The 25,587-nt window shown below is 47.8% G+C and carries 24 protein-coding genes and 1 riboswitch; of the genes, 8 read left to right on the forward strand and 16 right to left on the reverse strand.

Annotated features, from left to right (window positions below; translation table 11 throughout):
- Positions 1-5: 5 nt before the first annotated feature.
- The 6 genes from AR688_RS15115 to AR688_RS15140 are packed head-to-tail and all read right to left on the reverse strand — an operon-like array spanning position 6 to position 7,170.
- On the reverse strand, positions 6-1,340 hold the full coding sequence (locus AR688_RS15115) for a sensor histidine kinase (RefSeq protein WP_197412252.1): 1,335 nt from the start codon (positions 1,338-1,340) through the stop codon (positions 6-8).
- Positions 1,330-2,655 carry a sigma-54-dependent transcriptional regulator gene (locus tag AR688_RS15120; protein WP_068235662.1) on the reverse strand — a complete coding sequence of 442 codons (1,326 nt, stop codon included), beginning with the start codon at positions 2,653-2,655 and terminating at the stop codon, positions 1,330-1,332. Before AR688_RS15120 ends, AR688_RS15115 begins: the two co-directional genes overlap by 11 nt.
- A 3-nt stretch (positions 2,656-2,658) precedes the next feature.
- Positions 2,659-3,858 (reverse strand): FtsX-like permease family protein, encoded by a 1,200-nt coding sequence (locus AR688_RS15125; RefSeq protein ID WP_068235665.1) that lies wholly within the window; start codon positions 3,856-3,858, stop codon positions 2,659-2,661.
- 5 nt (positions 3,859-3,863) lie between these two features.
- Positions 3,864-5,162: an ABC transporter permease gene (locus AR688_RS15130; protein WP_068235668.1), complete on the reverse strand. Its 1,299-nt coding sequence runs from the start codon at positions 5,160-5,162 to the stop codon at positions 3,864-3,866.
- 9 nt (positions 5,163-5,171) lie between these two features.
- A complete protein-coding gene (locus AR688_RS15135; RefSeq protein WP_068235671.1) occupies positions 5,172-5,870 on the reverse strand; it encodes an ABC transporter ATP-binding protein in 699 nt (232 codons plus the stop codon).
- 31 nt (positions 5,871-5,901) lie between these two features.
- Positions 5,902-7,170 (reverse strand): efflux RND transporter periplasmic adaptor subunit, encoded by a 1,269-nt coding sequence (locus tag AR688_RS15140; RefSeq protein WP_068235674.1) that lies wholly within the window; start codon positions 7,168-7,170, stop codon positions 5,902-5,904.
- A 218-nt stretch (positions 7,171-7,388) separates the two neighbouring features.
- Here AR688_RS15140 and AR688_RS15145 point away from each other — a divergent pair, with 218 nt between their 5' ends.
- The 5 genes from AR688_RS15145 (at position 7,389) to AR688_RS15165 (ending at position 11,312) form a co-directional block, all read left to right on the forward strand.
- A complete protein-coding gene (locus tag AR688_RS15145; RefSeq protein WP_068235677.1) occupies positions 7,389-8,315 on the forward strand; it encodes a DUF3667 domain-containing protein in 927 nt (308 codons plus the stop codon).
- Between the two features lie 99 nt (positions 8,316-8,414).
- Positions 8,415-8,954 carry a hypothetical protein gene (locus tag AR688_RS15150; RefSeq protein WP_068235679.1) on the forward strand — a complete coding sequence of 180 codons (540 nt, stop codon included), beginning with the start codon at positions 8,415-8,417 and terminating at the stop codon, positions 8,952-8,954.
- A 119-nt stretch (positions 8,955-9,073) separates the two neighbouring features.
- The gene (locus tag AR688_RS15155) at positions 9,074-9,583 is read left to right on the forward strand and encodes a hypothetical protein (protein ID WP_068235682.1); all 510 of its coding nucleotides are present in this window, start codon (positions 9,074-9,076) and stop codon (positions 9,581-9,583) included.
- Positions 9,584-9,670: 87 nt separating this feature from the next.
- On the forward strand, positions 9,671-10,255 hold the full coding sequence (locus AR688_RS15160) for a hypothetical protein (RefSeq protein WP_068235685.1): 585 nt from the start codon (positions 9,671-9,673) through the stop codon (positions 10,253-10,255).
- A gap of 22 nt (positions 10,256-10,277) precedes the next feature.
- On the forward strand, positions 10,278-11,312 hold the full coding sequence (locus tag AR688_RS15165; protein ID WP_068235687.1) for a hypothetical protein: 1,035 nt from the start codon (positions 10,278-10,280) through the stop codon (positions 11,310-11,312).
- Positions 11,313-11,578: 266 nt separating this feature from the next.
- Here AR688_RS15165 and AR688_RS15170 read toward each other — a convergent pair whose 3' ends face one another.
- The 3 genes from AR688_RS15170 to AR688_RS20370 all read right to left on the reverse strand — a co-directional run bounded on the left by AR688_RS15170 (position 11,579) and on the right by AR688_RS20370 (position 12,726).
- A complete protein-coding gene (locus AR688_RS15170; protein ID WP_156420317.1) occupies positions 11,579-12,046 on the reverse strand; it encodes a hypothetical protein in 468 nt (155 codons plus the stop codon).
- Between the two features lie 210 nt (positions 12,047-12,256).
- The gene (locus AR688_RS15175) at positions 12,257-12,598 is read right to left on the reverse strand and encodes an ArsA family ATPase (protein WP_197412239.1); all 342 of its coding nucleotides are present in this window, start codon (positions 12,596-12,598) and stop codon (positions 12,257-12,259) included.
- Positions 12,574-12,726, reverse strand: a complete 153-nt coding sequence (locus AR688_RS20370; RefSeq protein ID WP_197412240.1) for a hypothetical protein — start codon at positions 12,724-12,726, stop codon at positions 12,574-12,576. Before AR688_RS20370 ends, AR688_RS15175 begins: the two co-directional genes overlap by 25 nt.
- 123 nt (positions 12,727-12,849) lie before the next feature.
- Here AR688_RS20370 and AR688_RS15180 point away from each other — a divergent pair, with 123 nt between their 5' ends.
- Positions 12,850-14,310, forward strand: a complete 1,461-nt coding sequence (locus AR688_RS15180; RefSeq protein ID WP_068235693.1) for a carbon starvation CstA family protein — start codon at positions 12,850-12,852, stop codon at positions 14,308-14,310.
- A 63-nt stretch (positions 14,311-14,373) separates the two neighbouring features.
- On the opposite strand, the gene AR688_RS15185 is transcribed toward AR688_RS15180, so the two are convergent.
- The 6 genes from AR688_RS15185 to AR688_RS15210 form a co-directional block, all read right to left on the reverse strand.
- Positions 14,374-16,263, reverse strand: coding sequence for a tetratricopeptide repeat-containing diguanylate cyclase (locus AR688_RS15185; protein WP_068235696.1), 1,890 nt, complete (start codon positions 16,261-16,263; stop codon positions 14,374-14,376).
- Between the two features lie 97 nt (positions 16,264-16,360).
- Positions 16,361-16,714 (reverse strand): YdbL family protein, encoded by a 354-nt coding sequence (locus AR688_RS15190; protein WP_068235698.1) that lies wholly within the window; start codon positions 16,712-16,714, stop codon positions 16,361-16,363.
- A 10-nt stretch (positions 16,715-16,724) separates the two neighbouring features.
- Positions 16,725-16,913: a YnbE family lipoprotein gene (locus tag AR688_RS15195; protein ID WP_068235700.1), complete on the reverse strand. Its 189-nt coding sequence runs from the start codon at positions 16,911-16,913 to the stop codon at positions 16,725-16,727.
- Positions 16,910-19,513 carry an intermembrane phospholipid transport protein YdbH family protein gene (locus AR688_RS15200; RefSeq protein ID WP_068235701.1) on the reverse strand — a complete coding sequence of 868 codons (2,604 nt, stop codon included), beginning with the start codon at positions 19,511-19,513 and terminating at the stop codon, positions 16,910-16,912. Before AR688_RS15200 ends, AR688_RS15195 begins: the two co-directional genes overlap by 4 nt.
- Positions 19,514-19,672: 159 nt before the next feature.
- Positions 19,673-21,388 (reverse strand): M28 family metallopeptidase, encoded by a 1,716-nt coding sequence (locus AR688_RS15205; protein WP_068235703.1) that lies wholly within the window; start codon positions 21,386-21,388, stop codon positions 19,673-19,675.
- Positions 21,389-21,522: 134 nt separating this feature from the next.
- Entirely contained in the window at positions 21,523-22,125 is a 603-nt protein-coding gene (locus AR688_RS15210; RefSeq protein WP_068235706.1) for a hypothetical protein, read from the reverse strand.
- A 98-nt stretch (positions 22,126-22,223) separates the two neighbouring features.
- Here AR688_RS15210 and AR688_RS15215 point away from each other — a divergent pair, with 98 nt between their 5' ends.
- Entirely contained in the window at positions 22,224-22,493 is a 270-nt protein-coding gene (locus tag AR688_RS15215; protein WP_068235709.1) for a DUF3081 family protein, read from the forward strand.
- A gap of 189 nt (positions 22,494-22,682) precedes the next feature.
- A riboswitch (Lysine riboswitch) is annotated at positions 22,683-22,855 on the forward strand.
- A gap of 106 nt (positions 22,856-22,961) precedes the next feature.
- Positions 22,962-24,314 carry a lysine-sensitive aspartokinase 3 gene (lysC, locus tag AR688_RS15220; RefSeq protein WP_068235713.1) on the forward strand — a complete coding sequence of 451 codons (1,353 nt, stop codon included), beginning with the start codon at positions 22,962-22,964 and terminating at the stop codon, positions 24,312-24,314.
- Between the two features lie 21 nt (positions 24,315-24,335).
- Here lysC and AR688_RS15225 read toward each other — a convergent pair whose 3' ends face one another.
- Complete coding sequence (locus tag AR688_RS15225; RefSeq protein WP_068235715.1) at positions 24,336-25,580, reverse strand: dicarboxylate/amino acid:cation symporter; 1,245 nt, start codon at positions 25,578-25,580, stop codon at positions 24,336-24,338.
- Positions 25,581-25,587: the final 7 nt, after the last annotated feature.

Here is a 25,587-nt window from a genome sequence, read left to right on the forward strand (position 1 = left end):
AAAGCTTATAGCGCCGCGGGTGTTTGCCTGGGCAATTGCACCGTGACCTCAAGCCCCGGTGGCTGATTACGCAAACTGATGCCGCCGCCATGCGCCTCGGCAATATCACGGCATAATGTCAGGCCAATACCAGAGCCCTGGGGTTTGCTGGTATAAAACGGTACCAGCGCATGTTGTAATACCTGGTCTGTCATACCGCCTCCGCCGTCCTGCAATATCAGCAGTAGCTTGTCTGGCGTTTGTTTTATCCGCAGTGAGATTTGCTCTGGGTTGCTGCCGCTTTCATGGGCATTTTTTAGCAAGTTCAGCAGTAACTGGGTTAACTGTTGCGGATCGGCCTGCCAGCTTTGGTTTGGCAGTTCGCCCTGCAGTTCAAACTCATATTGATCCTGTAGCTGGTTTATCAGCCTGGGCCAGTTAATGTCGCACAATTGCGGCGGCGGCAATTTGGCAAACTGAATATAGGCCTGCACAAACTGATTAAGTTGCAGGCAGCGCTCGCTGATGGTGTCAAACAATTGCCCCAACGCCGTACTATGTTGCTGCTGCGCCAGCTGGCTGCCAGAAAATGCCAGCGACGATAGCGGCGCCAACGTATTATTCAGTTCATGGCCTATTACCCTTAGCAGTTTTTTCCAGGCGTTTAGCTCTTCGCGTTGAATTTCGCGGGTAAGGGGTTTTAGCAAGTACAGCCAGTGCTGCTTCTGGTTAAGCTGAAACTGGCTGACAGATAAATGCCATACGGCTTGTTCAGTGTTTTCCAGCCGGATCAGGCCTTGCTGGCGGTTATGCAGGGCTGCAGCCAGCTGTGGCTGCATACCGGTAACGGCAAACAGCTTGCTGCCATCAAAGGCTTTACCGCTGTTAAGTAGCAGCCGTGCGGCCGGGTTAGTCATTAATACGGTATCGCTGGCATCGGTTAGCAGCAGCGCCGTCGGGCTGCTTTGTAATACAGTATCAAGCAGTAACTCGCGCTGATATAACGTGGCGCGCTCGGTACGCAGCTGAGCCGACATGGCATTTAAGCTGTTAGCCAGGCTGCTAAGCTCATGCACTCTGAGCTGATTAGCGCTGGTGTTAAAACTGCCATCCTGCAGGTTTTGCGCGTGCAGGTTAAGTGCCTGAATTTCCAGCATTAGCGGTTTTAACGCCTGGCGCAGTAACAGCGCCAAAGCCACCACGCCAACGCATATCACCAGGGTGACGATGGCGTTGGCAGCAAAAAAAGCGTACTGAACTGCCAGCAACAGCAGGGCGATCGCTGCACATAGCGCATTTAACCGGCTATTGGTGGTTAACTTTGTTAATCCTGGCAGATAAAAACGCTGCTTAGGGCGCATCAATACCGTAGTACTCCATACGCCGGTACAACGCCTGGCGGCTGATGCCAAGCTGTTTAGCGGCGCGTGACACTACGCCACCGGCTTGTAGCAGTGCCTGTTGCAGTTGGGCTTGGTCTATATCATCCAGTGCTCTTTTACCCGCCTGGGCAAACTGTGGTAGACCCAAATCGCTGCTTTGAATATCATTAGTGCTGCTTAGCAGCAAGGCACGCTGGCAAACGTTTTGCAGCTCGCGCACATTGCCGGGCCAGGCGTAGTGTTGCAGTAATTGTTCGGCAGCAGCGCTTAAGGTTTTTTTACCGGCGAGAAAATAACGAGCCAGTGGCAGGATGTCATCCGGCCGCTCACTTAAAGCTGGCAGTGCCAGTTGCACCACGTTAACGCGGTAATATAAATCCTGGCGGAACTGGCCCAGAGCAATAGCGGCGGTTAAATCGCTATTAGTGGCGCTGATTAGCCGTACATCTACTTTGCGCGTTTGGCTGGAGCCTAAGCGTTCAAACTCGCCGGTTTGCAGCACCCGCAGCAGCTTGGCCTGGCCGGCCAGTGACAAATTGCCTATTTCATCCAAAAACAAACTGCCGCCATCTGCGGCTTCAAAGCGGCCAATACGGGTTTTAGTTGCGCCACTATAGGCACCGGCTTCAGCGCCAAACAGTTCGGCTTCCATTAAATCAGCGGGCAGGGCGCCCATATTCACCTTAATAAAGGGCTTATCTTTACGGGCAGAATTAGCATGCAATACATTGGCTATGCCTTCTTTACCGGCGCCATTCGGCCCGGTGATCAGCACAGCTGCATTGGCTGGTGCCAGTTGCAGCGTCATTTGCAGCAGTTGCTGCATTTGGCTGCTGGCAAACACCAGGCCGCACAGGTCTTTGCCGGCAAAGGCAGCATTACGTTCGCGTTCAGCGCGCTGCTGTTGCTCGGTCAGCTGTTTTAATTTGAGTGCATTGGCTACGGTAAGCAGCAGGCGCTGATCGTTCCAAGGCTTGGCAATATAGTCGGTGGCACCGGCTTTAACCAGTTCCACCACCATTTCTAGCTGGGTCCAGGCAGTCATCAATACGACAGGAATATCCGCATATTGCTCTCGCAGCTGGTAAAACAACGCTTTGCCCTGATCGCCCTGCATTTCACCAGCGCTAAAGTTCATGTCCTGTAATATTAAGTCAATGCTGTGCTGGCCAAGCAACTGCCAGGCCTGCTCAGGGGTATGGGCACAAAACACCTGATAACCCTGCAACGCAAACAGCGTTTGCAGGGCCTGACCGATTGGCTGATTGTCATCAATAACCAATAATTTCAGCATAGTTTATAAGGTCTTAGTCGCGGTAGCGGGTGACACCCTGGTAGCAATAGCTGCAGGATACCATGTGGCTACTGTGACACAAAGCAACAAGATAGCGCAGGTTGCCAGCGGTAACCACCAGCTGAGAGGTGGAATACTGATCACCTGTGACAACAGCTGATTTAACACTACGGCACAGCCAACACCAGCTATAGCACCCAGTACGGTGCTTAGCCAATTTTCACTTAGCAGCTCGGTGAAAATACGGCGTTTACTGGCCCCCAGCGCACGTTTAATACCAATTTCCTGCTGGTGCTTTAACGTATGAAAATAAGCATTGCTGTAGCTGGAGATCATACTTACCAGCAACATTAAAACACTGAGCAAACTTAGCAAGCTGGCCAAGCCAAACTCGTTGCTGTACAAACGTTGCAGTTGCTCTTGCAGGGTACGAACAGAAAAAATTTCAATGTTGCTGTCTACCTGTTGCAGCACCTGCGGCAATGCCTGACGAACTGTTTCAACAGTGTCCGCTGTAGTGCGTATTAGCAGGACGTAGCCCCAATCGGCGTTCCACAGCGGTGCTACCTGAACAGAGTTAAAATTAATTTCAATTTCATTGCGTTTACGCTGGCCGTAAAAGTCTGCCACTACCGCTGCCACCGGGCCGCGATTTAGCTGTCGGCCGATAGCCGGCTCACCGTCAAACACTTTATTTGCCAGGCTTTGGGTAATCACCACTGGCGACGGCGCTATACCGTCTATGGCAATTTCACTTTGCGGCAGTTCACCGGCCAGCAGCGGCAGTTGTAGTACGGCAAAAAAATCTGTTGATACATTATAAAGCGGCACACCGTTAGCTTTACTTAATTCTTCGCGATCAGGGTCATGTATATTGCCGTTACTACCGCCTTCATGCAGGGGGCTTTGATTACTATAAGCCACTGCAACGACGCCCGGTATAGCACGCACGGCCTCTAACTGGCGGACCAGTAAATCACCCAGCGCCGGGTACTGGCGTAGTGCTATGCTGGTTGGTTTTAGCTGTACCTGCAATGTTTGCTGCAATGGCAGCCCGGTAGGTTGTTGCAGCTTTTGCCGGGTTTGTTGTGCCAGCAACATGCTGTTGAGTAACAGGGCAAATGTCATGGCCAATTGTATTAGTAGCAGTGCTGTTACCATTTTGCGCCTGAGCAATGATTTAAACAGTAAATGTAATGGCATCAGAGTCACTCCTTAAGTTGCTTGTTCAATGAGCCAAAAGAGGCGCGTAATGACGGATATAGCGTAACCAGATAACTACACAGTAGGGTAAGTGCTGCAAGTGCAAGCATTAGCTGCAGATCCCAGCTGGCAAACAAACTGTTGGATGGCCACAGATAGTTCATTAATTTAATGCCACCATAGGCAATAATAGCGGCCCCGGCGAGTGTGAAAGTACTCATTAGGCCCATATCTACCAGTAACTGTACTTGTAGCTGGCTGCGGTTAGCTCCCAATGCCCGGCGCAGGCTGAATTCGTACTGGTTACTCAGGTAGCGGTTTAGTGATAAATGGCTGGCATTAAACACGCATACCAGTAAAAACAGCAGGGTAACAATAGCAAAGGCTTTGATATCGCCGGATTCGCCATCGAAGTAGCTGACAATATCACGCATCATCACTAACTGGTTTGCCTCGGCGCTGGGGTGGCGGCCTGCAGCTTTTTCATCGGCTACCAGGTTAGCCATAAACTGGCGGTATGCCTGCTGCTGTGCGGGAGTATCTAATTGAACCCAGTATTGCAATTGGTGTATGGCTTTTGTACGGCCGTCTGTGGCCAGTTTGCGGTAATCGGCATCTTCGAAAGTAGACGAGTTGGTATTTGATAAATAGTTATAGTCGTAACCGCTTTCCAGTGGCAGGTAAATGTCTTCTGTCGGATTGAGGTAATTACGGTTAAAAGCATCATAGAGTTTGGGCAGCATTTGCCACTGATCCAGCACGCCAATGATGGTAAACAACCGATCATCAAGCAGCACTTGTTGCCCTGTTACGTCGGTGCGGCCAAACAGTTTCTCTGCGGTGGCTTTGCTTAACAACAACTCGTCCCGTGGCTGATTGTCAGGCCAAATGCTACCGTGCAGCAGCGGCACATCAAACATGCTGAAAAAGTCGCGCTGCGTAATACGCACTGTCACCGGTGTTGGGGCTTGTTCAGCATTAAGCCGCAGATAGCCGCCGGCACTGTACATAGCCGCTTTAGCACTGGGGATGTCGCTGGCATTAAGTTTGGCGACATTGCTGTAGCTTAGCACTGACGGTGGTTTACAGTTGCTGCACTGATAAGGTACCAGCAGCATCATCGGGAAAAACAGCTTGTCGCTTTTAGCCGGCAACGGATCGCTGTTAATACGATAGTAAAAAGTGGCATTGCTGAAAAATACCCCCAGCCCCAGGCTTAAGATAAGTACTGTCAGCATATAAGGTAGCGGTGCCCGCTTTACGCTGAACCAGCTGACTTTGAGGTAGTAAAATAGCTGTTCCATAAAATGTCCTTAAGCAGTGTGCTGCGCCAGTGGGTCGTACATAGTAGAGTCGTGTAACTGGCCGTCGATGATCTGGATATTACGTCCGGCGCGCCGTGCCTGATCTGGGTCGTGCGTTACCATTAAAATGGTGCAGCCTTGCCGGTTAATTTGTTCCAGCAGTTCCATTACCTGGCGCGCCATTAACGAATCCAGGTTACCGGTAGGTTCGTCGGCCAGTAAAATACGTGGTTCACCGGCAATAGCCCGGGCGATGGCCACCCGTTGCTGTTGGCCACCGGACAGCTGGCCCGGCAGGTAATCACGCCGCGCATGCAGGCCAACCAGCTCCAGTGCCCGCTCTATACGCTGCTTGCGTTCTGCCGCTTTTAAGCCGCGGTAGCGCAGTGGTAATTCGATATTGTCGTAAATGCTGAAGTCTTTAATTAAGTTAAAGCTTTGAAAGATAAAGCCTATCTTTTCATTGCGCAGTTTGGACAGCGCCGCATCTGACAGCCCTTTTACTGATTTGCCATCCAGTTGGTAGTCACCGCTATCGAAGCTTTCTAGTGTGCCAAGAATATTCAACAGCGTGGACTTACCCGAGCCAGACGGGCCGGTAAGGGCGGCAAACTCGCCTTCATTTACCTGCAGGTTAACGTCACGCAGGGCATGGGTTTCAATTAATTCGGTGCGAAAAACTTTGCCTAAGTTGGTTAGCGTTATCATTTGTTATTCCTATATGTAATTCGTTGCATGGTTAATTCAGGTTTACCCGGTTTTGATCTTTAAAGTCGGCTAAATTGGAAATGACCCATTGCTCGCCCTCGGTGGCACCGCTGAGTATTTCTACCCACTGTACCGATAAGGCGCCTAATTCAACCGGCTTGCGTATGGCCTGGTTATTCAGCACCTGATAGGCCTGGCGGCCGCCACCTGAGCTGATAAAATCACCGCGGGCAATTTTCAGCACATTTTCTTTATGCTCCAGTATTACCCGTGCGGTTAAGCGCTGGCTCTGGCGCAGTTGCCGGCTGTCGGCCTGGCTAAAGCGCACCCTGGCACTGACCTGATTGCTGCGCACTTCCGGCGCAATGTAGCTAATGGCACCGCTTAACTGTTGGTTGCCTAAATCGACTTCTACCTGCTGGCCGGGTAATAAATCGCGGGCATAGCTTTCCGGTACAGCAAGTTCGGCTTCGTATTGGCTTAAATCAATAACGGTTAACAGCGCCTGGCCTGGTAGCACGTGGCTTTGTTGCTCAACCAGCCAGTTACCGAGCTGACCGGTAACCGGCGCAGTAATATTTAATGCGGTGACTTTGCGCTCCAACTCGTTTACCACCAGTTGCTGGCGGTGAATATCCTGCTCTCGTGAGCTGAGCTCAAAGCTGAGTTTGTCTTTTGCCAGTTCAACTTTGCGCTTGGCGTGATCAAATTCCAATTCCGCTTTAGTGAGATTGTCGGTGGCGATATCAAAATCCAGTTTGCGAATGACGCCAAGTTCAATCGATTGGGTCGCCCGTTGCAATTCGCGCCTTGCTGCCAGTAAATTTACCTGAGCGGCATTCATTACCTGCTCCATATCCAGCTGTTGTTCACGCGCATCTAACTCTGCACGTTCAGCTTCGCTTTGCATGCTGGCTAATACGGCTTGTTGTTGTTGTAAATCGTTTTGCAGGGCCGGGCTGGTAATGGTAGCCAGTAAATCGCCCAGCGTTACTGCTTCGCCCGGCTGTTTAAATAACTGCACCTGGCCGGTTTCCTGGCTGTACAGGGTAGGGGCATTGGCGGCCACAATACGGCCCTGCACCGCTATATCGCGCACTAAATCACCGCGCTGCACACTGGCAAACTGCATTTGGCTGCGTGGTAAAACTAAACTGGCACTTTCGCCAACCGATTGAAAAAACGCCACCGCCAGTACCAAAGTGGTACCGGCGATAGCAACGGCTGGGAGAAACCGGCGCAGCGCGCTTTTAGCCGGGCGCTGAATAATATTGTCTTGTTGTTCTGTACCCTGGATCATCGTTACTGTGCTCTTATCCGTTAGCAATGTAGTGTTATAGCAGCTTTAATGCCAACATTTAACTATTTGAATTTTAATGATTTGTTGTGTTTTGGATGGCTTTTGAAAGTGTCCGCGGACATTTGCAGTGTCCGCAGCAAAGTTGCGGACAACAGTTGCCAAAACAATTGCTTAACGTAGAATCGGTGTTGCAGATAATAATAAAGCATGAGACTAAAATGGATTTATCCGCCCAACAGTGTGATAACTGCTACACCACCTTACAAGCCAGCTTTTGCCATCAGTGTGGCCAGGAAAAGAAAAGCTACATTCGTAATGTCAGTGGTGTGGTAACAGAATTTTTCGGTGAGTTTAGTAACTGGGATACCCGCGTCTGGCGCACACTGGTGCCGCTGTGGTTCCGGCCCGGTTATTTAAGCCGCCGTTATGTGCAAGGCCACCGCGTACCTTATGTACCGCCATTGCGGCTGTATTTATTTACCTCAATTATTGCCTTTTTGCTGTTTGCTAAATTAGTGCCGGAACAAGTCGTTACGGTAAATACGCCAAACGCTAATACTCAGCTAGCTGCTGATGGCAATACAGCAAACCAGACAGAAAATATTCCCGGCCTGATAAGCGGCATTAATGAAGGTGTAAAAAAGCAGGGGCCGACTGATAACGATCTGATGTTTTTATCAGATGACGACAAAGACATCTTTTACACTAAACTGGATGCTATTATTGCCAACCCAAAACTGGCGATAAATAAATTCTTTAGTCTGGCGCCGCAAATGATGTTTTTGCTACTGCCATTATTTGCGCTGCTGCTTAAGCTGCTGTATATCCGCTCAGAGCGGTATTATACCGAGCACTTAATTGTAGCACTGCACAGTCACAGTTTTATTCTGCAGTTCTCAGTGTTGTACCTGGCATTGCAGGCTCTTGCTGCTGTTAGCTGGCCCTGGCTGGCGCAGCCCATTGAATGGCTGGCTACGGCGACCCTGATTTGGATCCCAACTTATTTATTGTTAAGCCAAAAATTTTACTACCAGCAAGGCTGGGGTAAAACCCTGCTGAAATTCTGGCTTACCAGCGCGTTGTATAACATATTGTTTATGTCTGCAATTATTGGCTTAATTATCTTAAGTATTTTGTGGTCTTAAATGGGTAGCGCAAAAAGATAAAGCTTAAAATCTGCGCTGCAGCGTACAGCGGCCTGCTATCTTTATTGCTAAAACCCACAACTAGCAGGCGGCTGACAAATGGCACAGTTTCTGGACGTAATTATCGGCAGTTTTCTTGGCAGCAGTGTGGTAACTGCATTACTGGGCGTGCTGTTTTTACGGCGCAATAAAACTATTGAAACCCAGATAGAAGCCCAGTTTAGCCAGGGCTTAAAGGTGTTTGAATCTACCCGCAACTGGAAAGAGCAAGCACTGGCCGAACTGTTTGGCCCGATGCAAATGCAGTTAGAGCGCACCAAGCGCGCCTTTCAGCGCTGGGATAATAAAAACCTGCATTTAGAAGCCGAGGTTATTCAAAAGGGCAATATCGCCATTCGAGATCTGTTACTGGCTAAAGGCCACCTGATCCCCGCACAGCTAATGGCCCACGCCGTTAGCCTGATAGAACACTACGACGCCTGGATAGAAGCCTATAACCGCATTCGCAATGACAATAACCTGACCGCCCAAACCGATTTCGTGTTTGTCGGCCCGGCAGGGTATCCCTTTCCGACCAAAGCAGAACAAGCATTTAAAGACGAGTTTCACGCCTTGCAGCAAGCGTTGTATGGCGTGTAAATTAAAATAAATTGCATGGATAACATAAATATTTTGGTAAATTTATTTTTGTTAGGAACATTCATTGGGTGAAATCGTATATGGTCCGAATTATAAAATTGTTACATTGGAGGCGGTAGATGGCTGAGCGTAGCTTGGAAGCATGGAAAAGTTGGAAAGACGCACAATTAAAATATGATTATTACATTGTAGGCCTTGTTGCAGCATTATTTGCATATGTAGGAAGCGGTTATACTCCTGAAAAATTAGCTTTTTCACAAAACACGTTTGAACTACTTTCTATTATTCTTTTAGTCATATCACTGATTGTTGGCATTAAGCGTCTAGAAATAGATTTATCCTTGCAGACAATTACATTAAAGCAATGTGAGGCAAAAGAAATAATGAATGCTGCAAATAAAATCGCAGCCTTCGGTGGATCTCGAAACCTTGATACTGGCAGCGTTATTTCGATTGAGGATGCATTAGAAAGAGCTGAGCAAATGCAGTCATCACTTAGCGTCCTCGACCAACTCTTTGGGGCAGAATCTGAAATGGCAGTGCGACTCTTTCAAATAAGGAATTGGATGTTGACGCTCGGTTTTATTAGTCTTGCTATATCTAAAGTGGTAGGTGTTTACAATGTTTAGCAAGGTCAGTCAGCAACGTCACTGCGTTGATAGGTCCTCAAACCTACTGCTGGCTACGGCAGCTGAAGCTCAATCACGGGAAACGCTATGGATGAAGAGTTAGTTACATTCGATTTAGCAACAGATTTGCATATTTCGTTGAACTGCCTATCTGATGTTTTAAAGCAGGCGATTAGTAATGAGCACAAGTATCTAAAATGGGCAATTATATACAGTCACAATTCAGTGCAGTCAGCAATGTGTTTGGCATTGACAACGTCCGACTCTCGCCTGACGCGAAAAAGGGATAGCTATGATCGAGACTATGGTGAGTTAGACAACATCGAATGGCTATACGAGAAATTACTTAACCCAGACATTTTGCCTTACATGGGAAGTAAAACAATTGATCCGGCGCTATTTAATAAAGCGATTGTTTCAAGGCTGCAAACTGTGAGGAATAAATTTATCCACCAACAACCAATAACTTATGTATTTACAAAAACAGAGCTGATAGGTCTAATAGATTTCTCAGTTTCAATTCTTGATTTTTTAATCTCACATAGTGAGCGTACTGCTCTAGGTCCAGCTAAAGAAGCTATAGTAACTCTAATTGATAAAATAAAAGAACAGCTAATAAGTTACTGCACCGGAAAAGTTACTCGCTGGCGCTTGTCATTTTCTGGCGAGTGATACGTTAGGACTATTGCAATAAATGGATAATCTCCCAGATAAGTACAGATTTAGTCATGAATTTTGCTTCTTTCTGCACGACCAGCTCTTAGAGGCGCTAAAGTCAGGGGAGAAAGCCAGCATTTTTCATCATGAAATTAAAATGAGGGCTCATGAAATATCTGCAATCGAAGGACTTAGCGGAGAAAGCCTTTTAAATTGGTTAGAAGAGAATGGCCATAAAGACCTTGTGTTGATCTTATATTACAAACAAATATGCGCAGCTTTGATCTCAGATATGCTGCATTTTATATACGAAGCGCTACAGTGTTCAAAAAAAGGCAAGCTGACCGTCGCATACGCTTTGCTTAGAAAGCCGTTTAAGGAGAATTTATTCTACCTCGAATGGCTATTAGGCGACCCTGTTAATTTCTTATCTCGTTTCGATCTTGGGAATATAAAGGAGCTTTCTATCAACTCTGCTCTGAACGAAAAAGAAAAAATAGAAATAATTGCAAAAGCCCTTAATAAAACATCTGTCGGTGACTGGTTAAGCGCTGAGTATATTTACGCCCTGCGATTCGATAAAAAATTTGAACATAGCTTGGAACCATTGTTTCAAAAGGCTAATCATCTTGTTACAACTTTTAGATTTCTTGAAACCGAAGGCCAGAATTTCAATTTCGTTTTTTCCGATCATGATTCATGGGAAAGTCAATGGAATCACTTATACACTTTTTTGCCAATTCTATTATTTCATGCGGTTGAGGTTTTCGAAGCTTTACTTGCAAAATTCGCTACGCGAGCGGACGGTTTTGACTTAACCGGAATAAGAACCCTAATTGGCTTTGCATTCTGGTCGAAGGATTGTGAACTTGAGTTTGATCATGGCGCTTTATTCACAGAAATCCGTGGGAAGCTAACGTCAGCCAATTTACTATGTGAGACATGTAAAACGCCTATCGAGTTTGATGATCAACAACTGCTTAACCTTTACGAAGACTACTTGATAAGTTGCAATAAATGCGAGTGGGAATTTGATTTATGGAGTATGCATAAAGAGCCCTCACACATATGAGCCTTCCCGGAGTAAATAGGTAAAACAAATCTTCTGGACGTGTTAACGGCCAGTGTGTGTTATCCATCAATAAGATAGACTGCTTCATCTGTCATCATGGTTGCCAGGTGATAGCCTGCAACAAACACACATGAGAGTTACCTTTTGTGTTTGATTACGGATTCGACACCCGTATCAAAACTGGTAACTCTCATCTTTTCAAGTGAATGTGTCAGATCAAGTCGGGACTAATACAACACTTATACAGATTTTTTATACTATCCGTATTAGCTTTCTTTTTCTGGCTTACTTCCCAGCTTCCCTATATCAAATTTACCTTGTTCCTCGATAAAGTCATCTAACTCTGTAACCATTTTTATAGAATGCACTTCCCAAGATTGGTCCGCTTTGTAAAATTCCATATGTAAAAGCAATGGCTGTCTCTGAAATTTTAAAATATACCATCTGGCGATGAATGTTCCTTCAATGCCTTGTTCATGAAGGATGTCGTGACTGTAAAATTTGCCCATTATTTTAAAGTTGCTATCAAACTGGCTATCAGTTTGATTCATATCTGACTTGCTTATGTAATCAGACACGGAGCTTTTTGCTAGAGCTGTTGAGGCTATTTTGCTGAAGTCTCCTTTTTTAAATAACTCTATAACAGGTTTCGCTAATTTATCGATTTCAGATTTATCATCTGCAAAAGTAAAAACAGAAATAGACATTAATATTGGAATAAGTAAATATTTCAATTTTTTCTCCTTGAATGCTGACAACCAATTATGCCGAAATGTCCGTATTCAAACACCGGCTTTCCGATTTTTTGAAATTTAACGCGCTTAACATTACGTACAGTTTCCCGAAAACACAATGGCTTGATCGGCGAGAAGAATGTTGATTGGCTGAAAAGACGGGCGCACCCGTCTGATAAGGCTGCTTTGCTGTATGTGTTTTAGCCGAGGCTATAAACCGGCTTGCTCCAGTAAGGTTGCCATATGCTGTAATGCCGTTAAGCCCTGAATATCGGTAGCTTGCAGTGGCATTTTGTAATGCGGTAGTTTGGCAAAATCGTGCTCTATCTGGGCTAAATGCACTTTTTCCTGCGCATGTCGTGCGGCGAGGAAGTCGCCGTCGGCACTGTCGGGTAATATGCGGTTTACTGTCAAACCTGCCAGCGGCAGCTTTTCCTGCAATAAGCTTTGTACTGCGCGACCGGTTTCCAGTATCGGCAGTTTTTCTGGCGTTAATATAAACAGCAGGGCAGTGCGGCTACTGTCGGTTAATACTTCGCGGGTACTTTGCAATAAGCGCTGGCGCGCCAGTAAGGCTTCGGTAGTGGCTTTATAGCAATACGCTCAAGCATCGCTGCTTCCAGCGCACCGGCAGATTGGCGGGTTAAGCGCATTTGCCGCTCAATGTCGCTGTGCTGCATCTGCGACTATAGGCTAGTATTCAGTGAGGAAATACCGTGTTATTCTGCCGGATCATAAAATAAGTGCTAACCAAGTATCCTAGTTAATTTACCTAAATACCTGAAGTAATAAGGAATTTTATAATGCTGATTTTCTTTGCCTGCATAGCCATACTTCTTGTCGGCTATAAGTTCTACAGCCCCTTTGTTGAAAAACAAGCCGGTATAGACCCTAATATCAAGACGCCTCAAGAACGTTTAAATGATGGTGTCGACTATGTTGCAGTCAGTCCCTTTAAAGCGTTTTTAATCCAGTTTCTAAATGTTGCTGGTGTCGGTCCGATTTTCGGGCCTATTTTGGGCGCGTTGTACGGCCCTGTGGCACTGGTCTGGATAGTCATTGGTAATATTGTTGGTGGTGCGGTACACGATTATTTTTCCGGTGTGATGAGTCTGAAAGAAGACGGCAAAAGCTTACCGGAGATTGCAGGCAAATATTACAACGTAATATTTAAAGGCGTCATGTTGGTATTTACTGCCATGCTGCTGTTTTTTGTTGGTGTGGTGTTTATCATGAGCCCGGCCGGGTTATTGAGTAATTTGTCTTATTTTGAAGGTACTTTTTTGGCAGGTAACACCTTTTGGGTATTGGCAATACTGGTGTATTACTTTTTAGCTACTTTGTTACCGATTAATAAAATTATCACTAAGCTGTATCCGGCATTTGGTTTGCTAATGATTGTTATGACAACATTAATTGCCGTTGCGTTGCTGATGGAGGCGCCACATCTTCCACAGGTAAATGATATCTTTGCCTATTTTCATGGTCATCATGATCATGACTTTTTAGCGCCAAATCCAGATGGTTTGCCAGTTTGGCCATTGTTGTTTTTAACTATTACCTGTGGTGCTATAAGTGGTTTCCACTCTACACAATCGCCTATGATTGCCCGTTGCCTGACAAATGAAAAATATGCCCGTCCAGTTTTTTACGGTGCAATGATGTGTGAAGGTATTGTAGCTTGTGTTTGGGCGTTGGCCGGTATTGCTGCGTTCCCTGGCGGTTATGTTGAATTAAAAGCTATGCTGGCTCAGGGTGGGCCAGGTTTAGTGGTTAACCATATTGCGACCAGCTATCTTGGTATTTTCGGCGGTGTTATGGCTATTCTTGCAGTGGCTATTTTTCCGATTACCTCTGGTGACACTGCGTTTCGTTCTTTGCGTTTAACCATTATGGATGCGTTTAAAATTTCGCAAACAACCCTGCACAGACTTGCGTTGGCGGTACCAATACTGGGCGTTGCCTATTTGATGACGTTCCTGGATTTCTCGTTGATCTGGCGTTATTTCGCGTTTTCTAACATGCTGCTGTCAACCAGCGTATTGTGGTTAGCAACAAAATACCTGTTTGACAGAGGTACGTTCCACTGGATTGCCAGCATTCCGGCTGTAATTGGTACTGCTATAACGGTGGCTTATATTGCTACAGCGGGTATTGGTTTGAATTTACCTGCGACATACAGTAAGCCGATAGGTATAGTGATTGCGGTAGTGTGTTTGATAGGGTTGGTAACGGCGCATAATAAACGCACAGCAACAGCATAAAGCTTTAATTTAAAAACGGCGCTTGTGATTAAGCGCCGTTTTTTTATACCTAATTATTGACACTTACTGGCCCGTTGATGATTTGTTACGGCCCTCAGCTTTGGCCTGATACAGCGCATCATCGGCGCGGCCAAGAGTAATGTTCAGTGCTTCGTCAGGCCGGTTTTGCGCAATACCCAAACTGCAGGTAATAGAAAACGGCTTTTTGCTGTCACTTATGTTAATGGCAGCAACGGCATGGCGCAAACGTTCGGCTATTACTTCTGCTTGTATCAGCTCGGTGTCGGGCAACACGATTAAAAACTCTTCACCACCGGTGCGGCCAAAGTGGTCTTGTTCCCGCAATAAACTGCTGACAGTAACACTGAATTGCTGCAGGGCTAAATCGCCAGCTTCGTGGCCATAACGGTCGTTTACCTGTTTAAAATGATCCAGGTCGAGGATTAAAAAGCTCAGAGGCAGGGTGGTATCCAGCGCTTTTACCCGCTCTTGCTCGGCCAGCAACATAATGCGCCGCCGGTTGGCAATACCGGTTAGCTCGTCTGTCATGGCAAGATTATGCAACCTGCGGTTGCGCCGTTTTAGCGATAGGGCAGCAGTAAACAAAATCAGCAGCAATAGTGCAATTAAGCTCAATGCGGCGTACTGCCAGCGCTGGGCCAGCTGTAAGGTGCTGACATGCTGTTGCATCAGAGTTTTTTCTGCCGCCAGTTGCTGGTTGCGCTCTTGCTGACGGGCTGAGTCAAACTGGATGCGCAGTAAATTACTTTGCTGCTCTTTGGCCTGTTGCTGTTGCTGCTGATTACTGCTGAGGTAGTGTTGCAACATTTGGTAAGCCGCTGGCATATCACCAGTAGCTGCCAGAGCCTCAGCTTTTACTTTGTACAGCATCAGCCGGTAGCGGGGGTTGTCATCAATGCTCAGGTGCTGTTCGGCCAGCGTAACCTGATGCAATGCATCTTCGGGTTGTTGCAGGGCAATAAGCGTTTCGCCGTGGTACAGCGCTAACAGCCCTTTGTAGGTAGCAAGCGACGATTCATCCGGTACGGTGCTGCTATTAAGCTCATCGAGCGCTTGTTGGCTATAGGCCAGGGCATTGTCATATTGCTGCAGCAGGTTATACACCCACACCAGGTTTACCTTAATGGAGGTTTGCCATAAGGGTTCATTCAGCTGTTTATACGCCTGCAAAGCTTGTTCAAACAGCTCCAGTGCCTGCTGTGGCTGGTTCATCTCAGCATAAGAGAACGCTTTCTCGTTTAAGATCATCGCCAGACGAAATTGCTCGTGTGGCGCGGTAAATTCCTGCTCTGCCTGAGCCAGATAATCCAGCGCATCCTGATACAAGCCCATACGACGGTAAGTTGCCGCTATGGCGAGCACTAAGTCGCTGATATAAGGTTTGTATCCCAGGCTAAGTTGTAACTGATAAGCGCTAACGTAATGCTGCATCGCATCGGGATAGTGGCCCCGATATGAGGCTATATCGCCCAGTAAGCTTAAACTAATGGCAATACTCAGCGGGTTTTCACTGGTGCTGGCCGCTTCATAACTAAGCTGTGCATTTTGTTCTGCCAGTTGGGTTTGCCCCAGTTGGCTGTAAAGGTAATAGCGGCAACCATAATAATCGGCTAATGCTTCGTGATCCTGGTTTTTTTTAGCCAGGCTGAGCTTCTCATCGCTAAAGCTGATGCCTTGCTCGGGTTTATCAAAGTAAGCCAAAGTGCAGCGTAAACGGTCGAGCATACTGCCACGCTTGGTGTCATTAGCGGGTAGGGCGGTTTCAAGCTCAAGCAGCGCTTGCTGATAATCCGCAATACTGAAAAAAGGCCGCTCACCCCGTTCTATTTGTTTTACCAGCGCGTCAAACTGTTGTGGCTGTGCCTGCGCACCGGCGCTGTAAAAACTGCCGTAAAACAAGCAAAAAAAGCAGAGGTAAGGTTTTATTGGCATAGATAAACCCTATGCGCCAATAGCCAATAACCTGGAGGAACCGGCATCTTAGCTACAGATGCCGGTTTGGAATATACAAGGCTGACTGGGCCGGGGTTCAGGGCTTTTTAATCCAGTTACCGTCGAGCAAAATATAATGGCCGGCGCTGGTGCGCTCAAGGGCTTTTTTGCCTGCCATTGCCTCTACGTCTGCTACCGCTATGTTGTTTTGTTGCGCCAGTTTGGCATATTCAGCACGGCGGGCGTCGTTAATTAGTTTAACAATATTGGCCGCATCGCCACTGTTGCTGACAACCCCTAAATAACCGTTAGCCTGCTCGCCAACCAAACCTTGTGTTTTGGCCTGGCCCAGTGCTGACATCGCTTGTTGTAAATTCATTGCCAATACCGGCAGGCTGATGGCAAACAGTGCCGGTAACAGTAGCATTTTTAGTTTATTAAACCGTTTCATCATGTGCTCCTTAGAATAAACCACTGTCATCGCTGAATAATTCATCCAGCTGTTTATCGACTTTAATATAGATCTCATGCTGAATTTTTACATTCAGGTTGATGTTAATCGGTTCGGCTGGCAAAGCCACCTGCACTTTGGGAGTGCAGGCGGCCAGCAATAATGCCAGAACGACTGCCCCACTGAGTTGTTGTATCATGGTTGTACTCCGTTAGCGCGTTTTGCGCCTGACTGTTGTAAACGTTGTTGCACCCGTTGCTTTATTTTATCGCTGATTTTGCTGCTAAGCTGCAGGCTGGTGATCAGCGCCGGTATATCTTCTTCCAGATTAATATTCAGGTTTATCGCCCGACCAGCTTCCAGCGCCGGGTTTTGGCCTTTCAGGGTTAGCCCCAGCAACAATTTACCACTGGTATCATAGCTGACATTGCTCGATAGCACCGAATAATGAAAATCGTCCAGCGCTTCCAGCACCACTTTCATGCCCTGATTGCTTGCTGCCATAGATTGCGCTGTAGGCGGGCGGTACTGTAACTTGCCGCCCGGGCTTTCTGCCGCAATACTGCCATCTTTAACGCTGGCGCCGTTACGCCCAAGCAGCAGTGGAATAGTGCCGGAGATCCGGCCATTGCCGGTTAGATCGGTAGTGGGGTGTTGTTGTAGCAACTGGGTTAAATCAATTTGTTTGAGTTGCAGCAGTAATTGCTGCTCTGCCAGCGATAAATCCAGCAATACCGGTTCCACCTGCACCTGCCCACCCATTGCCAGCAGTTGTAGCTGCTGGATATCCAGTTTACCTGCGGTAATGGCATCGGCAGTAGTATTATATTGCGCATTCAGTTTTAGTGGCCCGACAACTACGCCGTGCTCAATTTCGGCCACGGTGGCATCAGTTGTACCCAGTTGCACGGCATCGGCCTGGTATTTTAGCTGCAGTGCGGCAGTTAACTCTTTAAACAGGCTACGATCATAAATGCCACTGACACCCGACAAATTTACCTTTGCGCTGGCACTGACTGCCGGTAACAGGGTTAATTCACCTGAGCTGGCAATACGGCCGCGGTTAAACTCCAGTAAAGCAGGCCAGGCGGTTAAGGTTGCCGCCAGCGGGTTACCTGCCAGCAAAAACATATCATCCAGTTGCCAGTTAAGTTTAAGCTTATCATCTTGGTACTTTAGCTGATGTGTAAGCCCCAGGCTGGCGGCGTTGCTTATATGGCCGTCCAGTACCAAATCGTTTAGATCGCCACTGAGTTTACTTTGCCACTGCCAGCTTTGGGGCTTTAACTGCAGATGCGCCAGTTCGCTGATACTCAGCTTGATATCAGAGTGCAGCTTAACCTGACTAAAGCGGCTGTCACCACTAAACTGGCCGGGGCTGATGCTGAGCTTGATATTGCGGCCACTGATATCGGGCGCACTCAGGGTGGCGATGTCGGCGGTTAACTGCTGTACATCCAGCTGCCAGCTGTCGGCCAGCCAGTAGGCGTTAAATTCACTGTTAAGCTGTACCTCGCCCAGTTTAGTGTCTGGCGCCGGGTTAAAAAGCTGTTGCTTCAGGCTTAACGTTGCCTGTTGCAGCTGTGCGCTGATTGGTGGAGTAAGGTTAAGCATGGCATTGCCACTTAAGCCCAGCGCTGTTCTGCCTTCGCTGGTAAGGGCTATCTGCAGTGGCAGGGCGTTAAGTTGTGGTTGATTTTTGCCATCGGCGTTTACCGTAATATGCACTGCATCAGCATTAAGGCCCAACTGCAACAAATCACCGGACAACTGTGGTTTTAATAAGGTTAACTGGCTATTTAACTGGTACTGGCTTAGCTCGCCTTGTTCAAGGCCAAGCTTAGCGGCAACCGTGCCTTGCAACTGGCCTATGCCCGGCAGGCTAAGCGGTGTGGGCAGGTTAGCACTTAGTTGCCAGCTGCCACTAGCCTGCTGGCTCAGGTTGGCCAGGTTAAGTTGCTCCGGCAATGCCAGTTGCCAGTTACTTTGCAGCGTTACCGGTGCGGTAAACTGCGTTAAAGCATCTGCCGGCAGCTCAATTTGCCACAGCTTAAACTGTTGTAATAACCAGGGCGAGGGCGGGGCAATATCCAGCTTAAGTTCGCCGCTGGCATTAATGCCGTTTTGGGCGGAAAGCTGCTGGCTGAGTGTAAGCCAGGCACTGTCATCCAGCGTGAGTTGCGCATTAAGCAGTGGCAGGTTTTGTATGGCCTGGTAATCGCCGCTCAGGCTTAACCGCGCTATATCGCTGCTAGTAGCGTCGGCACTGTATGTGTCGTTACTGGCAGCATCAGCAACAGTAAGTTGGTACTGCAGTTTTTGTTGCACAATGCTGATGTCGGCTTGCAGCTGATAACTGCAGCGGCTCTGGCCGCAGGGCAGGTGGATACCAAGCTGTTGTAGCGAAACTGTGCCGGGCAAAATAGCTGGCAGTTGCCAGTTTTCTGGCAGGCTAAAAGCAGGCATTGCTGTATCCGCAGTGCTCGCATCTGTTTGCGGCCAGGTGGTCAGGGTAATATTGCCACTACCCAGCTGAACATGATCCAGTGCCAGACTAAACCAGGCCGGAAACAGCCAGCTAACTGCCACATCATTCAGTTGCACGTGAACATCTGCAGAGCTGATATTAAAGCTGACATGGCTTAACTGCAGTTGATGCAGCGACAACGCTTTGACTTCATAATGCAGGTTTTGCACCGGCAAAGCTGCCAGTGTTTTTTGTAGGTACCAGTAACCCGTAGCCAGTAACAGCAGCATTAGCACTAAGCTTGTAAGCAGCGTTTTATGCCACCAGCGCATGGGTATGATCCTTTATTTAATTAAACCGACAGTAAGCTGAACTCACTGAATAGATTATGAATATATCAGCTGGGCCGGGTTATCTCTATGTAGCAGTGGTATAAAACCGCGGCAATAAAAAAGGGCAGCCTTGGCTGCCCCGGGGATCATCAAGTTTTTTTATTTACGCGCATCAGCTGATGCATCGCGTATTGCCTTAAATTCGTTACCCTGATTCCAGTTTGGCCAGTTGCGGCTGTTAGCCAGCTCGTTGCCAACCTGATAAAACAGGAATAAGTCTTGCTGTGCGCCACGCAAATCCCAGTCGTCGTTCCACTCGTCGTTTACCTTGTGGTAGCAACAGGTATTGTATTCAGCACGCTGAGCTTTACCCCATTCTGCGCCATTTTCAAAGTGGTCGTTACCGCCTTTTGCATAAAGAATTGGCACGCCTTTTTTTGACAGATTAAAGTGATCTGAGCGATAAGCAATACCGGCTTCCGGGTTATGCTCACGCACGGCATAACGGCCTTGTTGTTCGGTGTATTTGATCAGGATATCTTCAGCGTTGTTATTACCCAGGCCAACAATCACCATATCTTTCATCGGGCCATACACGTTCATTACGTCCATGTTAATGCCGACGACAGTTTTTTCCAGTGGGAATACCGGGTTAGCGGCATACCAGGCTGAACCTAACAAACCGCGCTCTTCTGCTGTTACCGCGACAAATACCACTGAGCGCTCTGGCTTAGGTTGCTGGGTGAAATACTCTGCCAGTGCCAGTAAGCCGCCGGTGCCGGATGCGTTATCCTGGGCGCCGTTAAATACTTTGTTTGTCGGGTTAGAGAAGTCCATGCCCAGATGATCCCAATGCGCCATATACAACACATATTCATCCGGATATTTGCTGCCTTCGATATAGCCCACCACGTTGCTGGATACCAGTTCGCGTAGGTTGTTTTTTACACTGACTGACGCTGTGGCGTTAAGTGCGACCGGGGCAAAATCTTTTTGCAGGGCGTTTTTGTGCATAGTAGCTAAATCGGTGCCGATATTAGCAAACAGCTTTTCGGCGGCTTCAGTAGTTACCCAGCCTTCTACTTTGGCGCGGTCCATGTTTTTGTTTTCGTTGATTAAATCAAATTTAATCGGTGAACCATGAGCTACTACGCCCCAACCGTAGCTGGCCGGTGCGGTTTCATGAATAATCAGTGCCATAGCGGCACCCTGACGGGCAGCTTCTTCATATTTGTAGGTCCAGCGGCCATAGTAAGTCATGGCATTGCCGTTAAATAGTGCCGGGTCCTGGGTGGCAAAGCCCGGATCGTTAACAAACATCACCACGGTTTTGCCTTTTACGTCTAAACCTTCGTAGTCGTTCCAGCCGTATTCCGGTGCCACTATACCGTAGCCAACAAATACCATTTCGCTGTCGGTTACCTCAACCTGTTCGGTCACCTGGGTGGTCCAGGCTGTCATATCGTCACGGTAGTTAAACTGCGCCGGTAACTTAGCGCCCTTTAATGTCATGGCCGATACCTGAACCGGATCAATTTGTACCAACGATACCGGTTGCTTATAGCTGTCGCCGTCGATAGGTTTTAAACCGATGCGGCGAAAGTTGTCTTCCAAAAAGGCAACGGTTAACTCTTCGCCTTTTGTTGCCGGCGCACGGCCCTGAAACTCGTCTGCTGATAGCGTTTTAATATATTCGCCTAAGCGTGGGTTAACTTCACTAAACTGTAATTCGCTGCTTTTAGCTGCAGTTTCGTTTGCGACTGTGGGATTAACTTCTGCTGTTTTTTCGCTGGCGGGTTGCTCTGAGCAGGCCGTTAATACTGCCATGGCTGTCAGCGCAGTGACAAATGTGCTAAAGCGGGAAAGGGTAATCATAGTGGCTCCGTAGTTTTTTATTGTTGTCTGTTTTGTTAGCTAACGCGCAATGGCGGCGCCAGTTGGGCAAAATCAGTTTATCTTAGCGTAACTGAAATCAGGCGACCAGTTTGCCGGTCGCCTGTGCCGGGGGATTAGTCTTTATAGCCCCATGGCGTTGGCGGTAGAGCGACCGGTTTGGTTAAATCAAAATCAACCCGGAACTCGCGGCCTTCGCGGATCAAGCGGTAGCTAAAGGTTTGCGGGTAAATATACATTTGCCAGATATTGGTATTTGACTGCGGGTTACCTAAACGTGAGAACAGCTCTTTTGAATATTGATCGGCCGGAAAGCTCTGCACATTAGCCCAGCCGGCATCTGTGGTATGGCCGCCGTACATGGTAGAAACATCATGGCTGCCGTCTTTTTTGCGGTGATCGTGCTTTAAACTCAGGCCTGAGCCGGTTTTGGTAATAATCCAGGTGCGGGAATGATCATCACCCACATGAAACGGAATTTGTAATTGACTGTCAGTACAGTTACGCACATGCATAACTAAACGGCCTTCAAAGCCACCACTTTGCGGATTATCAATGCTGACTTTGCCTTCATAGGCTTTACCGCAGTGGGCACGCAGGTTGTCGAAGTAAGCATCGTGGCTGGTAATAGACACCAGTGGTGCATCCTGCACGATATTTGCCGCAGCGGCGGCAGAAAATGTCAGGGCAATAGCGGTTGTAATCAGTGTCTTGTGCATATATTTCTCCTTATAACACCGCCGGACTATAACCTTTGTGCGTATTGGCTGCAAACTGGTGTTACGCTTAAGCCAACTGAGACTGGAGCAAAAAACAGATGCAAAATGAACTGGATGCTAAATTTTTATTCAGCGTGTTTAGTAAAATTGAAAAACACGGCAAAGCGATTAACAACGAGCTTGGCGCAGGTTTTGAGCTCGAAGGAGTTACGGTAAATTCCGGCTTTGATGGTTACGAGGTGTATTTTAGCAATGGCAAGGTGCAGTTAACCTTGGGTTTTCATAACAAATGGCACAGTGATGCGAAATCAGAAACCGATATGGATGAATTTATGGCGCAGTTGCGCAAAATTAACCGGCAGCACTAAATTATTTTATTGCTTTATTTCACTTCGGCTAAGGATTTGTTCAGTTTAAACCGCTACCATAGCGCGCAGTTATAAGCGCTGGCAGAGACGACGGCGGGCGTTACCTGAGTAACTATTTTTTAGACGGCTAAAAGGCTATTGCCTGTTCAGGCAAAACAAGGTAAGGTGTCGCCCGTCAATCATATCTGATAGACCAGAAGAGGCGCGTTAGCCAGGTAGTTCAGGACAGATGTCTATACATCGTAGCCTGAATAAGGGGGACTAACGCCGAGAAAAGCGCAGTTATAGAGCTGCACTTTTCGGTCGTTAAGGCTGAATCCTTGCGACTGTCACCTGAATTTCGGTGGAGAGCTTCTGGCCTTTGTTAACTACAGTTTACAGAAATTACAGAAGCAATCTGTGCCATTCTCGTTTTGCTGTTAGCAAATGCCATGCTCTGCTTATTATGTTTTATAAGGAGAGGCACCCTTGTCCAAACTTATTGTTGCAAAATTCGGCGGCACCAGTGTCGCAGACTTCGATGCTATGTCGCGTTGTGCTGACATTATTCTGGCTGAACCCACTATCCGTTTAGTGGTGGTTAGCGCCAGTTCCGGCGTCACTAACCTTTTAGTTGATATTACCAAACATACCGATGTTACCGAGCGCTATGCCTGTTATCAGGGCATCGAGGGTATTACGCTGGCGGTATTAAACCGTTTGCAGCAGCCCGATGCAGTAGCAGCTGATATTGACCAGCTGCTATCGGCACTGAAAGAGCTGATAGAGCAGGGCGGCGCGGTGTACAGCGGCGCGCATAAAGATGAAATTCAATCTTTCGGTGAGCGCTTAAGCTCAGTGCTGTTTGCTCAGGTGCTGCGTGAGCGTGGTGCCGCAGGTTTATGCTTTGATGCCCGCCGGGTAATGCGCACTGACAGCCGCTTTGGTAAAGGCGAACCGCAAATTACGCAAATCAGTGAGTTGTGTGCAATTCAGTTACAGCCCTTGCTGGCGGATAACGTAGTCGTTACTCAGGGCTTTATCGGTGCCGATGATATCTGCCAGACCACCACACTTGGCCGTGGCGGTTCCGATTACAGTGCAGCTTTATTGGGAGAAGCCTTAAATGCAGCGGTAGTACAAATATGGACCGATGTAGTCGGTATTTTTACCACTGATCCACGCTTAACTGATCAGGCGCGCTGCATTAAAGAAATAAGCTTTGATGAAGCCGCTGAAATGGCCACTTTTGGTGCCAAAGTCTTGCACCCGGCAACGCTGATACCAGCGATGCGGCGTAATATTGGTGTGTTTGTCGGCTCCAGCCGCGAGCCACAAGCCGGTGGCACCTGGATAGCCAAAGACGTAAAAGATCGCCCGCCGTATCGTGCAATAGCACTTCGAAAAGCACAAACGCTGATCACCGTAAAAAGCCCGGCCATGTTGCACGCTGCCGGTTTTTTAACCCGGGTGTTTGATATTTTAAGCCGCCACCAGATTTCGGTTGATTTAGTGACAACTTCTGAAATCAGCGTAGCGCTGACGTTGGATGAAGGCGGTATGAGCAGTGCTTTTAGTGCGTCGGTAGAGCCGGCACTGGCAGAGCTGCGCAGTTTTTGTGAAGTGTCTGTGGAGCAGGGGTTAAGCCTGATTGCCGTGATTGGCAACCATCTGCACAGTAGCAAAGGGGTGACCGGCGATTTATTTAATACGTTGGAGCGTATTAATATGCGGCTGATCTGCCATGGCGCTTCTAAACATAACCTGTGCTTTTTAGTACAGGATGCAGATGCCCCGGCAGTGGTAAAACAGCTGCACCAAAGCCTGTTTAGCGCAGCGTAATAAGCACTGCAGTAGCGTCTTTTACGATGCTACTGCAGTATTGTGTTGTGCCGGCTCTGCGGGAGTTTGTACCAAACCTTCTGAGCGGCCAATCACCAGTGCTACCATAGTATCGCCTGTTACATTGGTGGCGGTGCGCATCATATCGATAATCCTGTCTACCGCGGCAATAAAAGCGATGCCTTCAATCGGTAAACCCACCACACTTAAGGTTACTGTTAGCATAACCATAGCAGTACCCGGTACACCGGCGGTGCCAACAGATGCTAATGTCGCGGTGCCGGCAATCAGCAAATAATCGACTGTTGTAAGATCTATTCCATACAGATGGGCAATAAAAATGGCTGCTATGGCCGGGTAAATACCGCCACAGCCGTCCATATTAATGGTGGCGCCCAGTGGCAGTACAAAGCTGGCATAATCTTTTGATACACCTAAGTTTTCGGTTACCACTTTATGGCTTACCGGCAGGCTGCCGTAGCTGCTGGCGCTGCTGTAGGCGACTAACTGCGCCGGTAAGATAGCTTTAAAGTAATCGCGCACACGCATACCACCAAACAGCTTAACCAGGCCGCCATAGGTAAATACAATGTGGATAATACAAGCCAGATAAATGGCCAGAATAAATTTGCCCAGCGGCAACAAAGTGTCCAGACCATAATTACCCACTACCCAAGCCATTAAACCAAATACGCCAAGCGGGGTTAACTCCAGCACCATACGGGTGATCTGATACATAATATCGGCACCGGACAGCAGCACTTTTTTCATCGGCGCGGCTTTTTCGCCTATTTTATTAATAGCGATACCCACTAAGGCAGCAAAGACAATAATTTGCAGAATATTACCGTTTACCATAGCCGCCAGCGGGTTGGTAGGGATAAGGTTGGTCAGTACATCGGCTACCGGTGGAATGTCGCGCGGCTTTATCTCTGCAGCAGTTAATTGTACGGTATCGCCCCAGTTCACCAGTGAGCCTACCGTTAAGCCAATTAAACTGGCAATAAAGGCAGTCAGTAAAAATAACCCCACGGTTTTAAATGCCAGCCGCTGCATTTTACCGCTGTCGGCCAGTGAGGTAATGCTGCTGATCAGGGCAAAAAATACCAGCGGCACTACCAGCATGCGAATGGCATTAATAAATAAGGTGCCTAACGGTTTAAAGACAGTGGCCGTTTCGCCCAGCAGTGCACCGGTAGTGACACCCAATAACAGGGCTCCCAGCACTCTTTGCCAAAACGGAATTGCAAACCAGAAAGCCAACATAAAATAG

The organism is Rheinheimera sp. EpRS3 (genome assembly GCF_001513785.1).
GTDB lineage: Bacteria > Pseudomonadota > Gammaproteobacteria > Enterobacterales > Alteromonadaceae > Alishewanella.

Excerpts from the sequence above, each read along its gene's own strand:
- AR688_RS15180 (WP_068235693.1), top strand. The coding sequence starts at position 12,850 with ATGCTGATTTTCTTTGCCTGCATAGCCATACTTCTTGTCGGCTATAAG.
- AR688_RS15190 (WP_068235698.1), bottom strand. The coding sequence starts at position 16,714 with ATGAAACGGTTTAATAAACTAAAAATGCTACTGTTACCGGCACTGTTT.
- AR688_RS15205 (WP_068235703.1), bottom strand. The coding sequence starts at position 21,388 with ATGATTACCCTTTCCCGCTTTAGCACATTTGTCACTGCGCTGACAGCC.
- AR688_RS15115 (WP_197412252.1), bottom strand. The coding sequence starts at position 1,340 with ATGCGCCCTAAGCAGCGTTTTTATCTGCCAGGATTAACAAAGTTAACC.
- AR688_RS15225 (WP_068235715.1), bottom strand. The coding sequence starts at position 25,580 with ATGTTGGCTTTCTGGTTTGCAATTCCGTTTTGGCAAAGAGTGCTGGGA.
- AR688_RS15210 (WP_068235706.1), bottom strand. The coding sequence starts at position 22,125 with ATGCACAAGACACTGATTACAACCGCTATTGCCCTGACATTTTCTGCC.
- AR688_RS15160 (WP_068235685.1), top strand. The coding sequence starts at position 9,671 with ATGGATGAAGAGTTAGTTACATTCGATTTAGCAACAGATTTGCATATT.
- AR688_RS15125 (WP_068235665.1), bottom strand. The coding sequence starts at position 3,858 with ATGCCATTACATTTACTGTTTAAATCATTGCTCAGGCGCAAAATGGTA.
- AR688_RS15155 (WP_068235682.1), top strand. The coding sequence starts at position 9,074 with ATGGCTGAGCGTAGCTTGGAAGCATGGAAAAGTTGGAAAGACGCACAA.
- AR688_RS15130 (WP_068235668.1), bottom strand. The coding sequence starts at position 5,162 with ATGGAACAGCTATTTTACTACCTCAAAGTCAGCTGGTTCAGCGTAAAG.
- AR688_RS15150 (WP_068235679.1), top strand. The coding sequence starts at position 8,415 with ATGGCACAGTTTCTGGACGTAATTATCGGCAGTTTTCTTGGCAGCAGT.
- AR688_RS15165 (WP_068235687.1), top strand. The coding sequence starts at position 10,278 with ATGGATAATCTCCCAGATAAGTACAGATTTAGTCATGAATTTTGCTTC.
- AR688_RS15120 (WP_068235662.1), bottom strand. The coding sequence starts at position 2,655 with ATGCTGAAATTATTGGTTATTGATGACAATCAGCCAATCGGTCAGGCC.
- AR688_RS15195 (WP_068235700.1), bottom strand. The coding sequence starts at position 16,913 with ATGATACAACAACTCAGTGGGGCAGTCGTTCTGGCATTATTGCTGGCC.
- AR688_RS15145 (WP_068235677.1), top strand. The coding sequence starts at position 7,389 with ATGGATTTATCCGCCCAACAGTGTGATAACTGCTACACCACCTTACAA.
- AR688_RS20370 (WP_197412240.1), bottom strand. The coding sequence starts at position 12,726 with ATGCAGCACAGCGACATTGAGCGGCAAATGCGCTTAACCCGCCAATCT.
- AR688_RS15140 (WP_068235674.1), bottom strand. The coding sequence starts at position 7,170 with ATGATCCAGGGTACAGAACAACAAGACAATATTATTCAGCGCCCGGCT.
- AR688_RS15200 (WP_068235701.1), bottom strand. The coding sequence starts at position 19,513 with ATGCGCTGGTGGCATAAAACGCTGCTTACAAGCTTAGTGCTAATGCTG.
- AR688_RS15215 (WP_068235709.1), top strand. The coding sequence starts at position 22,224 with ATGCAAAATGAACTGGATGCTAAATTTTTATTCAGCGTGTTTAGTAAA.
- AR688_RS15185 (WP_068235696.1), bottom strand. The coding sequence starts at position 16,263 with ATGCCAATAAAACCTTACCTCTGCTTTTTTTGCTTGTTTTACGGCAGT.
- AR688_RS15135 (WP_068235671.1), bottom strand. The coding sequence starts at position 5,870 with ATGATAACGCTAACCAACTTAGGCAAAGTTTTTCGCACCGAATTAATT.